The sequence below is a fragment of the Bradyrhizobium sp. UFLA05-125 genome (assembly GCF_059803515.1).
This window is the reverse complement of sequence record NZ_JBANBJ010000019.1, coordinates 65,614-78,401: the sequence shown is the minus strand read 5'-3', so window position 1 is coordinate 78,401 and position 12,788 is coordinate 65,614. Positions and strand designations below refer to the sequence as shown.

Genomic DNA, 12,788 nt, shown 5'->3' with positions numbered 1-12,788 from the left:
CTGAAACCGGGGCTTTGAGGCTTTGGCATTTTGTAAAACTCCGGCGTTCCCGAAGACTGAAAGTCGGATTTTTTGCATGACGACCTATCTCGGGACGCGTCGCTCTCGCCTGCGATTCCGGTGACGTTCGCCTGGGTGGTGCGGGAGTGGACCAGTGGCCCGGTCGACATCATCCGGGCTTTTTCGGCCGGCCTTGTCGGCGCCGGCAGTCTTCGTTGGCCGGTCTCCGGCGCGCACCCGGCGAGCTCTGCCGCGCCCACGGGTGCGAACCGGCGCATTCTTTCCATTGCCGCCCGGAGCGTCCGCATGAAGCCTCGCGCCAGACCGTCGCGCATGCGCAAGCTCTCGACCAACGTTCGCTCCCAGGCTCGTCAAACCATACTGCGAAGCCCCGAGCTGAGTGAGGGATTCTCCGGATTGAAATCGGTCTTCCAACGGCCGTCAGTCCCTTGATTCAGATCAAGGGCCTTGTGGATCTCAACTCATGTCATTGGGACTTCGAAGGAAATGTCAGATGTCGACGCGTTGAGCGAACTAGACCGGTTTTAGACGTCGGCCGATAGGCAGAACGGCATGCGCGCAGCAGCGAATGCGAACACGACCAACGAGGCGGCGCCCTGGCACGCGATACCTCAGCATGAGGTCGTGGAGCGACTTGCGACCAGTTGCGAGAAAGGGCTTGCTCCGGCTGAGGCCGCTGTCCGACTTCAGAAATACGGTCAGAATCGCTTGCCCGAAGGGAGGAAACGCGGCTCGTTTGCGAGACTTCTCGCACAATTCAACAACATCCTGGTCTATGTGCTGCTCGCCGCAGGGTTCACCAAGTTGATGCTGAACCTGTGGGTCGACGCGGCGATCATCTTTGGCGTGGTCGTTCTCAACGCGCTCCTCGGGTTCATTCAGGAGGGCAAGGCCGAGAAGGCACTGGATTCCATCCGCAATATGCTGACCGCCGAGGCCAGGGCGGTGCGCGGTGGGGAAACCCGCATGATTCCCGCGGAGCAGCTTGTCCCGGGGGACGTCGTGCTCCTGGAGTCGGGCGACAAGATTCCAGCGGATCTACGACTGTTCGAGACAAAGAACCTGCGGACCGAAGAGGCGGCCCTCACTGGTGAATCGGTGCCGGCAGAAAAAAGCGTCGACGCGGTGCCTGCGAACGCGACGGTCGGCGATCGCGAGAACATGGCATTTTCCGGCACCATGGTCGTATCCGGTCGCGCAACCGGAGTGGTCGTCGCGACCGGAACTCAGACCGAACTCGGCCGCATCAACCAGTTGCTCGCCGACGTCAGCCCGCTCGAAACTCCGCTGCTGCGCCAGATCAAGAAATTTGGCTACGCCATCAGCGCGGCTATCGGGGTGATCAGCGTCCTGATCTTCGCCTACGGCAAGTGGGTGAAAGGGATCGACTTTGTCGAGCTCTTCCAGGCCGTCGTCGGCATCGCCGTATCGCTCATCCCGGAAGGACTACCTGCACTCATCACGATCACCCTGGCCATCGGCGTCCAGCGCATGGCGCAGCGCAACGCGATTATCCGGCGGTTGCCCGCGGTCGAGACGCTCGGCTCCGTGTCACGAATCTGCTCGGACAAGACGGGTACGCTGACGCTCATGGAGATGATGGTGGTGTCCGCCGTTACAGCCGACTCGGCGTATCAGGTCACCGGCGATGGCTATTCTCCCGTGGGAGAAATCAAAAAGGACGGACAGCCCGCCGGCAAGGATCCGGTCCTCGCGCTGATGGGGCGAGTGTCACTGCTCTGCAACGATGCGGAGCTGTTCCAGGAGGAGGGGACCTGGAAGGTGGAGGGCGATCCGACCGAGGGCGCGCTCTATCCGTTCGCGGCAAAGCTCGGCATGGATCGGCAGCGCGAGCAGGCTGCATCTCCGCGTATCGACGCCATTCCGTTTGAATCCGAGCACAAGTTCATGGCGACCCTCCAGAAAGATGCGAACGGCGAGCAAGTCCTGCTCGTCAAGGGCGCCCCGGAGGTCATTCTTGAACACTGCGATCGCCAGCAGACCGACGATGGCCAGTCGAGCCCGCTCGACCGCAATCACTTCTCGAAACAATCGGACAGGCTTGCGGCTCAAGGCGAGCGTGTGCTGGCCTTCGCGTGGCTCCAGAACCCGAATGTGAAGGCTGGCGGTCTGACCGCGGCCGATCTGCCAAGGACGCTCGTCTTGCTCGGCCTGATCGGCCTCCTGGATCCGCCGCGCAAGGAGGCCATCGAAGCCGTGAAGGAGTGCCAAGGTGGTGGCATCCGCGTCACCATGATCACCGGCGATCACAAGATCACCGCTGCGGCGATCGCCAAGATGCTTGGCCTCGGCGACGGAAAGACCGCGATCACGGGCGCCGAAATCGAGGACATGGACACCGCGACGCTGCAGGAACGCGTTCGCGCCGTCGACGTCTTCGCGCGCGCCAGTCCCGAACACAAGCTGCGCCTGGTGAAAGCGATCCAGGCCAACAATCAAATCGTGGCGATGACGGGTGACGGTGTGAACGACGCGCCGTCTCTCAAGAAAGCCGACATCGGGGTCGCGATGGGTATCAAAGGCACCGAGGTCACGAAGGAAGCTGCCGAAATGATCCTGGCCGACGATAATTTCGCCTCGATCTCGGCGGCGGTAAAGGAAGGGCGCACCGTCTACAACAACATCGAGAAGGCCATGCTATTCATGCTGCCGACCAACGTCGCGCAGGCGCTGGTCATTGCGGTGGCGATCTTTGTCGGGTTCACCATGCCGATCACGGCTCCGCAAGTGCTCTGGGTCAATATGGTCACGTCGGTCGCACTCGGCCTGGTCATCTCCTTCGAGCCGCACGAGATCGATGTGATGCGACGGCCCCCGCGCGCAGTAGACCGCCCGATCGTGACCGGCTTCGGGATTTGGCGGATCATCTTCGTCGGCCTGGCGCTCCTTGCTTACACCTTGCTGGCGTTCTTCTGGATGAAAGGGCACGGCGCATCGGACGCGCTTGCCCGAACGGTAGCCGTCAATGCGATCACAATCGGCCAGGTCTTCTATTTGCTGAATAGCCGTTACCTGCTCGATTCGTCGCTCTCCGTGAGGGCGCACACGGGCAACACGTACTTGCCGCTCGGCATCGCTGCCGTCGTGATCCTGCAACTGATTTTCACCTATGTACCACCGGTTCAGGCGATGTTTGGCAACGAACCTATCCCGGCTTGGGTGTGGCCCTGGCTTGTCGCGGGCGGATTGCTGTTCTTCCTCGTGGTGGAGGCAGAAAAGCTTGTCATTCGCTCGTCAAGCTCCCTGCGAAAGGTTGTTGTCGCCGCGGAAGCAGGCGCATGAGACGGCTCGTCTCGAGCCTCGGACGTCAAGCTTCACGCGCAAGTTCCGCGCGAGCCGCGGCCAGCTCCTTTTTCTGCTCAGGGCTTACCTTCGGATATGCGAGATCGAGCTTCTCCACTGCCTCCACGATTGCCGCGGCGACGACAAGACGGGTGAACCACCTGTTGTCGGCTGGCACCACGTACCACGGCGCTTGCTCCGATGCGGTGGCCGCGATTGCCGCTTCGTACGAGCCCATATAGTTCCGCCAGTACTTGCGCGCGTGAACATCCGATGCCGAGAACTTCCAGTTCTTCTCCGGATTGTCGAGGCGCTTCATGAAGCGCTTTTTCTGCTCTTCGCGCGAGAGATGCAGGAAGAACTTGAGGATGACCGTGCCCTGCCGGGTCAGGTAGTCCTCGAAGTGCGCGATGTCGGCCAGCCGTTCGTTCCAGATACGGTTGCCCACGAACGACGGTGGCAACCTCTGCCGCTTCAAGATCTCTTCGTGAACGCGCACAACGAGGACCTCCTCGTAATAGGAACGATTGAAGATTCCGATCCGCCCACGCTCCGGCAGACGCGTGACGTAGCGCCACATGAAGTCGTGTGCGAGATCCTCTTGTGAGGGTTGCTTGAACGAAAAGACCTGGCAGCCCTGCGGATTCACCCCCGACATGACGTGCTTGATGGTGCTGTCTTTGCCGGCCGCATCCATGGCCTGGAACACCAGCAGCAGCGACCAGCGGTCCTGGGCGTAAAGCATGTCCTGTTCTTCCGCGAGCCATCGAGTGCCCCGCTGAAGAAGCTCGGCAGCTTCGCCCTTTTCCATATTCAGACCGCGCGTGTCGCCGGGGTCGAAGTCCTTCAGCTGAAAGCCCTTGCCGTTGGCAATGCGGAACGGGTGGATGTACTTCTGGATCTGGTCGAGAATTTCTTTTCTCGGCATGGAGTGTCCTCCGCCTCAAGACAAAGACAATCTCACGCTGCGCGAGAGCGGTGCCGGCCGAGCCGGACAGCCGGGTCCTGTTCGCGCGCAACTTTGACGTTAGACCTCTAGAGGTCGCCTCGCACCGGTTTATTTTCCAGCACCTGGAGACGAGTTACCTCGGTTCTTGCGACGCTTCAGTTGGCCTTGCGGCGCAGGAAGGCCGGGATATCGAGAACGTCTTCCTCGATCCAATTGCGTGCTGTAGGGGAACGGCCGTACGGATCGAGGCCCCGCGGCGCCGCATTCCGCGCATATTCCGAAATCGGCTTTGCGGGACTTTCCTCGGGGCGGCGGGTCGCCGGCGGGGGCGGCGGGCTCTCCAATGGCGGCGCCGGTTCGCCGTGCTCGATCCGGTCGGCGAGGCGACGGCCGTCATTGCCCAGCCTGGCGGCGAGTTCGGCGATTGAGCTTTGCGCTTGTTGCACCTGGCGTGCCGGCCCAAGATTATCGATGCCGGTCGCCACCACCGAGACTCGGACTATACCGTCCAAGCGCTCATCAAAAGTGGCGCCGACGATGATGTTGGCGTCCTGGTCAGCCTCCTCGCGAATGCGGCTGGCAGCTTCGTCGACCTCGAAGAGTGTCAGGTCCTTGCCGCCGGTGATCGAGATGATGAGGCCACTGGCTCGCTTGATCGACGGGTCCTCGATCAATGGATTGGAAATCGCGGCCACGGCGGCGTTGAGCACGCGCTTTGCGCCCGAGGCCTCGCCCCTGCCCATCATGGCTTTGCCCTTCTCGTGCATGATGGAGAGAACGTCGGCAAAATCGAGATTGATCAGACCTTCCTTGACGATGAGGTCGCTGATGCAGGCAACACCCGAATAGAGCACCTGATCGGCCAGGGCAAAAGCGGACGCGAATGTGGTCTTCTCGTTGGCCACCCTGAACAAGTTCTGGTTGGGGATGATCAGCAGGGTGTCCACCGCTGTCAGGAGATCCGCGATGCCTGCTTCGGCAAGGCGCATGCGGCGCTGGCCCTCGAAGTGGAATGGCTTGGTAACCACGCCAATGGTGAGAATGCCAAGCTCGCGCGCGGTTCTGGCGATGACAGACGCTGCCCCGGTGCCGGTACCGCCGCCCATGCCGGCAGTAACGAACACCATGTGTGCGCCCTTCAAATGATCGCGGATCGCGTCGATCACCTCTTCGGCTGCGGCGCGCCCAATTTCGGGCTGTGAGCCGGCGCCAAGGCCTTTAGTCACTTGGGTGCCCATCTGGATGACGCGCTTGGCCTTCGACATGGTGAGCGCCTGCGCGTCGGTATTGGCGACGATGAAGTCGACGCCTTGTAACCCGGCTGCGATCATGTTGTTGACCGCATTGCCGCCGGCGCCGCCGACCCCGAAAACGACAATGCGTGCTTTCAGCTCGCGCAGATCGCTGATGTCAGTCATTTTTGCCTCACGCTTACTTCGACGAGTTGGAGAATGTGAGAGCCGGGATGGCTACTTGCATGCTCTGCGGTCGGCTTCCACCAAGTCGGCAAGGAGATGCCCCAGCCGGGATGTGGCTTGTCCGTGGCCGTCGATTGGACTACCGGGTCGGCCGCCGGTTCGCAGCGAGCCTTCAAGTCGCGCCGCCGCCTCCTTGGCCGCCGTCGCCTCGGCAGTCGCCTGCAGCAGTTCAGTTGTCAGGCGATCGGCGCGCTCTCGCTCTCGCTCGAAATCCGCCCGATGACTGGCTGCTGTTGCTTCGAGCCGCGCGACCTCCGCCTGCAGTGCCAGGATCTTTTCTGCTTGCAGCGCGAGGTCGCCTGTTTGCCGACTTCCGGGTCGTCGGGGCGCGTGCCGTATTTCAGCGAGATCAACGCTGACCAATGCCTTTCCATTATCTGAAAGTGAGCACGGCAAGCGGCGCCGCTTGGCAAGCGAACGAGCGGCCAATGGCGAGATCTTGAGCCGGGAACCAAGTGCGGCATATGTCAGCGTCTCAATAGGCATCGGTTGTCCTCCTGGGACTGGACCGGGCAGGGGTGTGCGCTGATGACGACAGGCTAGGCCGCGATGGTTAACGGATTGTTAACGCGCTGGCGGCTATCTTCTTCTGCACGGGAGGCAGGCTCACGAATCAGGTGAGTCTCGCGCTTTCGGCGAAGCCGCAATCTTATCGAAATTTCCAACTACGGCTCGCGGATTGGATATGTCAGCTGATTCGGTAGAGGATCGCGATACGTGAGGATATTGCCATGGCATTCTTCAAGCGTGAGCTCGGCCCGGTTGAGCGCTTCGAGAGCGCACTGAAGAGCAGGCAGGCGGAGCGGCAAAAACTGGCCGACCAGCTTGGTCTTGCCGAATCCGTGCTTGCGGAAACACGCGCCGCTGCCGAGCGGCTGGCGATGGCTGGTGCCGGCCATGCCAAGCTCGCGCGCGCGGAGGCCGAGCTGCGCTCGGTTGAGGATCGGGTCAAGACAGCGCGCGCGGCCCTCGGAGAAAGCAACGAACAGATCGTCGCAACCGAGCGTGCGCTGGCCGGCGCCATAGCGCAGCGCGACCGCGAATTGCTTGCGGATCGTATCGAGGCGCTTGCGGCGGCGATCGATCTGGCCGTCCCGGGATTTGCTTCGGGCGCAGCCGCGCTGGTCGACGCCGTCGCCAAGGGTGCAGTGACGGTGGCGGAGGCGACGCGCTTCTCGGCCAGCGTGGACGACGTGCGTCGCGAGGTGCTGTCGGCCGCGGACCTGGTCCGCTGGGAGCTCAGGACACTGGCAGCGCGCACACGGGTGGGCAACGTCAATACCGCGCCGCCGCCGCCCGCCGCCACGTGCTCGCAGCCTCCGGAGGTCGAGCGGCAATTGATCTACACGCTCAATCCGCTCAAGTGGCAGGAGGGCGGCGAGTCGCGCAAAGCGCCTGCCTTCGCGCTGGTCGAGCTGCCGAAGACGCTGCTGCCGATCGCACTGCGGCACCAGCATGTGGATTATCTCAATGCGAGGCGCGTGCAGACCCTGATGCACGTTCATGGCAGCGGCGCGGGGCAGGACGAGACATCTTGGGACGATCCACAGATCATCGATCTCGATGCCCTTACCGACGAGGAGGAGGCGAGTCCGCAGGCTGACGTTGCTTGAGCGCGACTAAACGCTGACGGTTTCCTCGATCGCCTTCTCTATCCGGGGCGCCACCTCGATCAGGTGCTGTTCCTCTGCACGTTGACGTGCCAAAGCTTTGCGGCTGAGCGCTGACAGGGCGGATTTCGATCATCTCGTCGACAAGGTCCAGCAACCTTCGAGGATATCGATGCCGATCGAACCCTTGGGGCTAGACCCCTTGGGATTAGAACCCTTGGGATAAAAACCCTTGGGCTAAACCGTCGTCTGGTCGAGTTATACCGAGTCACTAGCCCGACCGTACCTCAGCACGTTCACTTCATACCTGTGCGCAATGGCATCAACCGAGTGCCCGGTGCTACCTAACGAATGCAGAGTGGAAAGCAACGGAACCGGCCCCGCGAGCAGGCAGTTGCAGGACAAGGTCGGCGGCGTAACGCCCGCCGCCCTTTCCCTCGATCGAGCCGCAGCTCCAGTAATTGGTGTCTACTGCCACAGTTGGTTGCGGAGAGTGCGCCATGAGAAACATCGCCGACCTCCTCATGCGGTTCTGGCAAGGGAGCCAGCCCGCGTCCCATACCCAGGTTGCGGCGATGGCCGACAATCGGGATCGATCCAGCATGGCCGATTTTGTCCGCATCCTGCAGGCCTACGATCAAGACCAGTACGGCAGGAGTTAGGGGGCGATCGCGTCGGACCGCATGGCGTCCAGTTGTTCTACAACTGTTGCGTCCGTTCAGGGCACAAGCGGCAATGATCGCGAGATGTCCACTCAGCCGTCAGAAGCCGATCTACATCCTTATCGGTGCACGCCCGGGCTCATCCCTTGCGATGTTCTGTCGCAGTCGATTACCATGGAGGCGGACTCACAATCCAGTGAGCTCTGAAAACGACCGCGAACTCAGCGCCCTAGCGCGTGTGACATTGAGCCGCCCGCAGCATGCGTTGCGTCGCAGCACGCGCATTCTATTTTGACCGGGCCGGCCGCGCGGAATCGTTTCGTGCGTGCCGCTTAGTTCAACAACATCGGGGCACCCCACTTCATGTCAGGACTTCGAGCGCGATCGGCATGCGTTGCAATGATGCTCGCGGCCCTTGCGCCGCTGCTTGCGGGCTGTGATGAATCCAGCTCCGCGGTCTCCGCCGTTCAGCCTTCCGAACCCGATGTCAGCATCGTCGTCGTCAAGCAGCAAGCGCGCGCCGTGGTGCGTGAGCTGCCCGGCCGCATCGCGCCGACGCGCGTCGCCGAAGTGCGGCCGCGCGTCTCCGGCATCGTCGTCGAGCGCCTGTTCCGCCAGGGCAGCGAGGTGAAGGCGGGAGACGCGCTCTATCGTATCGATCCGCGGCCGTTCGAGGTCGAGGTGATGGCGAACGAGGCCGGGCTCGCCAAGGCCGAGGCCGCCCTGATGCAGGCGCAGCAGCAGGCGCGCCGTATCGCCACGCTCACCAGTCAGCGTGCCGCGCCGGAAGCCGAGAACGAGAAGACGATCGCCGCCGAGCGCCAGGCCCAGGCCGAAGTCGAGGGCCGCAAGGCCGAGCTCGCGCGCGCCAGGCTGAACCTCGACTACGCCACTGTGCGCGCGCCGATCGATGGCGTCGTTGGAGCTGCGATCGTCAGCGAAGGCGCGCTCGTGGTGCAGAACGAGACCAATCTCGCCACCGTCCAGCAGCTCGATCCGATCTATGCCGACTTCACCCAGTCGGTCACCGAGATGAACCAGCTTCGCCGCGCCTTCGAGAACGGCGACCTCGATCGCATCGCGGCGGATGCCGCGAAAGTCCGCCTCGTGCTCGACGACAACACGACCTATTCGCTCGACGGCAAGCTCTTGTTCTCCGACGCCAAGGTCGACGCCCATACCGGCCAGGTGACGCTGCGCGGCGAGTTCCGCAATCCCAAGCGCGAATTGCTGCCGGGCATGTATGTCCGCGTCCGCATCGATCAGGGCATTGACTCCGATGCGATCGCGGTGCCGCAGCAGGCGATCCAGCGCAATGGCGGCGGCGGCAGCGAGGTGTTCGTCGTCAAGGACGACAACCGCATCGCGGTGCAGCCGGTGCGCACCGGCTCGGTGCAGGACGGCATCTGGTTCGTCACCGACGGATTGAAGGCCGGCGACAAGGTCGTGGTCGAAGGTTTCCAGAAGTTCGCCGCCGGCGACAAGGTCAAGCCGCAGTCCTGGGCCGAGGCCGATGCGACGGCGGATGCCCAGCACGCTCGGGCCTTGCGGTAACGCGCCATGCCAAGCTTCTTCATCGACAGGCCGATCTTCGCCTGGGTGGTCGCACTGTTCATCTGCTTGATCGGCGCGATCTCGATCCCGCTATTGCCGGTCGCGCAATACCCGATCATCGCGCCGCCCTCGATCTCGATCTCGACCAGCTATCCCGGTGCCTCGCCGGAAAACCTCTACAACAGCGTCACGCGGCTGATAGAGGAGGAGCTCAACGGCGCATCCGGCATTCTGAATTTCGAATCCACGAGCGACTCGCTCGGCCAGGTCGAGATCATCGCCAATTTCGTGCCGGGCACCGATACCGGTGCTGCCTCGGTCGAGGTGCAGAACCGCATCAAGCGCGTCGAGGCGCGTCTGCCGCGTGCGGTGATCCAGCAGGGCATATTGATCGAGGAAGCGTCCAGCGCGGTGCTCCAGATCATCACGCTGAACTCGACCGATGGCAGCCTCGATGAGGTCGGGCTCGGCGACTTCATGATCCGCAACGTGCTCGGCGAGATTCGCCGCATCCCCGGCGTGGGCCGCGCCACGCTCTATTCGACCGAGCGCTCGCTGCGCGTCTGGGTCGATCCGGCAAAACTCGTCGGCTATGGGCTGACGGCGGATGACGTCAACAAGGCGATCAGCGCGCAGAACGCGCAGGTGGCCTCCGGCAGCATCGGTGCCGAACCGTCGACGGCCGACCAGCGCATCTCCGCGCTGGTGCTGGTCAAGGGCCAGCTCTCCTCGCCGGACGAATTCGGCGCCATCATCCTGCGCGCCAACCCCGATGGCTCGACAGTTCGGCTGCGCGATGTCGCGCGGGTCGAGGTCGGCGGCCTCAGCTATCAGTTCAACACCCGCCTCAACGGCAAGCCGACCGCGGGCCTCTCGGTACTGCTGTCGCCGACCGGCAATGCGCTGGCGACTGCGAGTGCGGTCGAGGCCAAGATGAAGGAGCTGTCGCGCTTCTTCCCGGCCAATATCAGTTACGAAATTCCCTACAACATCACGCCTGTCGTCGAGGCCTCGATCAAGAAGGTGCTGTCGACGCTGGTCGAGGCCGTGGTGCTGGTCTTCGTGGTGATGTTCTTGTTCTTGCAGAACATCCGTTACACCATCATTCCGACCATCGTGGTGCCGGTGGCACTGCTGGGCGCCTGTACCACGCTGCTGCTCGCCGGCTACTCCATCAACATGCTCTCGATGTTCGGCATGGTGCTCGCGGTCGGCATCCTCGTCGACGATGCCATCGTCGTGGTCGAGAACGTCGAGCGCATCATGGCGGAGGAAGGCCTGCCGCCGAAGGAAGCAACGCGCAAGGCGATGTCGCAAATCACCGGCGCGATCATCGGCATCACGCTGGTGCTGATGGCCGTGTTCGTGCCTATGGCGTTCTTCCCTGGTTCGGTCGGCATCATCTACCGCCAGTTCTCGGTCACGATGGTCGCCGCGATCGGCTTTTCGGCGTTCCTCGCGCTCTCGCTGACGCCGGCGCTGTGCGCGACGCTGCTCAAGCCTGTCGCGGCCGGTCATGGCCATGCCAAGAAGGGCCTCTTTGGCTGGTTCAACCGAATGCTCGAAGGCGGCAAGGAGGGCTATTCCCGCACCGTCGGCTTCTCGCTGAAGCGCACGGGACGGCTGATGCTGGTCTATGCCGCGCTGCTCGTCGGCCTGTCCTGGGCCTTCGTCAACCTGCCCGGCGGCTTCCTCCCCGTCGACGACCAGGGCTTTGTCACCACCGACGTGCAGGCGCCGTCGGATTCGTCCTATGCCCGCACCGAGGCCGTGATCGAGAAGGTCGAAAAATATCTCGCGATGCGCCCCGGCGTGAAGGACGTCACCTTCCTCACCGGCTTCAGCTTCTCCGGCCAGGGCATGAACACCGCGCAGGCCTTCATCACGCTGAAGGACTGGTCGGAGCGCGGCCCCAAGGAGTCTGCCGCCGCGATCGTCTCAGACATCAACCGCGACCTGTCCTCGATCCGCGACGCCAAGATCTCGGCGCTCCAGCCGCCGCCGATCGACAATCTCGGCAACTCCTCGGGCTTCTCGTTCCGCCTCCAGGACCGCGGCCAGAAGGGCTATCCGGCCCTGATGCGCGCCGCCGACCAGCTCATCGCGGAGGCCAATGCGAGCCCCGTGCTGCAAAAGGTCTATGTCGAGGGTCTACCCGAGGCGGGCGTGGTCAATCTCGTGATCGACCGCGAGAAGGCCGGCGCGTTCGGTGTCACCTTCGAGGACATCAACAACACCATCTCGACCAATCTCGGCTCGAACTACATCAACGATTTCCCGAACCGCGGCCGCATGCAGCGCGTCGTGGTGCAGGCCGACGCGCGCGACCGCATGAAGACAGAGGACATCCTCAACTACAACGTCAAGAACAGTCGTGGCCAGCTCGTGCCGTTCTCCTCCTTCGCGACGGTCGAATGGTCGCGCGGGCCGACGCAGATCGCGGGCTTCAACTACTACCCGGCGGTACGCATCTCGGGCGAGGCGAAGCCCGGCTTCACCTCGGGCGATGCGATCGCCGAGATGGAGCGGCTCGCCGGCAAATTGCCGCGCGGCTTCGGCTATGAATGGACCGGGCAGTCACTGCAGGAAAAGCTGTCGGGCTCGCAGGCGCCGTTCCTGCTCGCGCTGTCGGTGTTCGTGGTGTTCCTGTGTCTGGCCGCGCTCTATGAGAGCTGGACCATTCCGCTCGCGGTGCTCCTGACCGTGCCGCTCGGCGTCACCGGCGCCGTGATCGCGGCGATGCTGCGCGGCTTGCCGAACGACGTCTATTTCACCGTCGGCCTCATCACCATCATCGGCCTTGCGGCGAAGGATGCGATCCTGATCATCGAGTTCGCGAAGGACCTGCGGAAAGAAGGCAAGCCACTGGTGGAAGCGACCATCGAGGCCTGCCGGCTGCGCTTCCGCCCGATCCTGATGACCGGCCTTGCCTTCATCTGCGGCGTGCTGCCGATGGCGATCGCGCATGGTGCCGGCGGTGCCAGCCAGCAATCGCTCGGCACCGTCGTGATGGGCGGCATGATCGCGGTGGTCATCCTGGCACTATTGATGGTGCCGGTGTTCTTCGTCTCCGTGCAGCGCGTGCTGGCGGGGGATCGGGAGAAGGTGGTGAAGGGGAAAGCTGAAGCGTACGGGCCGCCGTCTCCCGTGAAGCCATAAAGTACGGCGTCATGCCCTCGCGAAAGCGGGGGCATCCAGTACGCCGCGGCGT

The 12,788-nt window shown here is 63.1% G+C and carries 8 protein-coding genes; 5 read left to right on the top strand and 3 right to left on the bottom strand.

The window, feature by feature from the left end:
- Positions 1-573 precede the first annotated feature (573 nt).
- A complete protein-coding gene (locus tag SO156_RS18945; protein WP_498535865.1) occupies positions 574-3,324 on the top strand; it encodes an HAD-IC family P-type ATPase in 2,751 nt (916 codons plus the stop codon).
- Positions 3,325-3,349: 25 nt separating this feature from the next.
- On the opposite strand, the gene SO156_RS18940 is transcribed toward SO156_RS18945, so the two are convergent.
- The 3 genes from SO156_RS18940 to SO156_RS18930 all read right to left on the bottom strand — a co-directional run bounded on the left by SO156_RS18940 (position 3,350) and on the right by SO156_RS18930 (position 6,237).
- Positions 3,350-4,252, bottom strand: a complete 903-nt coding sequence (locus tag SO156_RS18940) for a polyphosphate kinase 2 family protein (protein WP_498535864.1) — start codon at positions 4,250-4,252, stop codon at positions 3,350-3,352.
- 176 nt (positions 4,253-4,428) lie between these two features.
- Complete coding sequence (gene ftsZ, locus SO156_RS18935; RefSeq protein WP_498535863.1) at positions 4,429-5,691, bottom strand: cell division protein FtsZ; 1,263 nt, start codon at positions 5,689-5,691, stop codon at positions 4,429-4,431.
- Between the two features lie 51 nt (positions 5,692-5,742).
- Positions 5,743-6,237, bottom strand: coding sequence for a hypothetical protein (locus tag SO156_RS18930; RefSeq protein ID WP_498535862.1), 495 nt, complete (start codon positions 6,235-6,237; stop codon positions 5,743-5,745).
- A 245-nt stretch (positions 6,238-6,482) separates the two neighbouring features.
- On the opposite strand from SO156_RS18930, the gene SO156_RS18925 reads away from it, so the two are divergent.
- The 4 genes from SO156_RS18925 (at position 6,483) to SO156_RS18910 (ending at position 12,736) form a co-directional block, all read left to right on the top strand.
- On the top strand, positions 6,483-7,364 hold the full coding sequence (locus tag SO156_RS18925; RefSeq protein WP_458151184.1) for a hypothetical protein: 882 nt from the start codon (positions 6,483-6,485) through the stop codon (positions 7,362-7,364).
- 497 nt (positions 7,365-7,861) lie between these two features.
- Positions 7,862-8,023: a hypothetical protein gene (locus SO156_RS18920; RefSeq protein WP_498535861.1), complete on the top strand. Its 162-nt coding sequence runs from the start codon at positions 7,862-7,864 to the stop codon at positions 8,021-8,023.
- 363 nt (positions 8,024-8,386) lie between these two features.
- Positions 8,387-9,577 carry an efflux RND transporter periplasmic adaptor subunit gene (locus SO156_RS18915; RefSeq protein ID WP_458151202.1) on the top strand — a complete coding sequence of 397 codons (1,191 nt, stop codon included), beginning with the start codon at positions 8,387-8,389 and terminating at the stop codon, positions 9,575-9,577.
- Positions 9,578-9,583: 6 nt separating this feature from the next.
- On the top strand, positions 9,584-12,736 hold the full coding sequence (locus SO156_RS18910) for a multidrug efflux RND transporter permease subunit (RefSeq protein WP_498535860.1): 3,153 nt from the start codon (positions 9,584-9,586) through the stop codon (positions 12,734-12,736).
- Positions 12,737-12,788 lie beyond the last annotated feature (52 nt).

Excerpts from the sequence above, each read along its gene's own strand:
- SO156_RS18920 (WP_498535861.1), top strand. The coding sequence starts at position 7,862 with ATGAGAAACATCGCCGACCTCCTCATGCGGTTCTGGCAAGGGAGCCAG.
- SO156_RS18915 (WP_458151202.1), top strand. The coding sequence starts at position 8,387 with ATGTCAGGACTTCGAGCGCGATCGGCATGCGTTGCAATGATGCTCGCG.
- SO156_RS18910 (WP_498535860.1), top strand. The coding sequence starts at position 9,584 with ATGCCAAGCTTCTTCATCGACAGGCCGATCTTCGCCTGGGTGGTCGCA.
- ftsZ (WP_498535863.1), bottom strand. The coding sequence starts at position 5,691 with ATGACTGACATCAGCGATCTGCGCGAGCTGAAAGCACGCATTGTCGTT.
- SO156_RS18945 (WP_498535865.1), top strand. The coding sequence starts at position 574 with ATGCGCGCAGCAGCGAATGCGAACACGACCAACGAGGCGGCGCCCTGG.
- SO156_RS18930 (WP_498535862.1), bottom strand. The coding sequence starts at position 6,237 with ATGCCTATTGAGACGCTGACATATGCCGCACTTGGTTCCCGGCTCAAG.
- SO156_RS18925 (WP_458151184.1), top strand. The coding sequence starts at position 6,483 with ATGGCATTCTTCAAGCGTGAGCTCGGCCCGGTTGAGCGCTTCGAGAGC.
- SO156_RS18940 (WP_498535864.1), bottom strand. The coding sequence starts at position 4,252 with ATGCCGAGAAAAGAAATTCTCGACCAGATCCAGAAGTACATCCACCCG.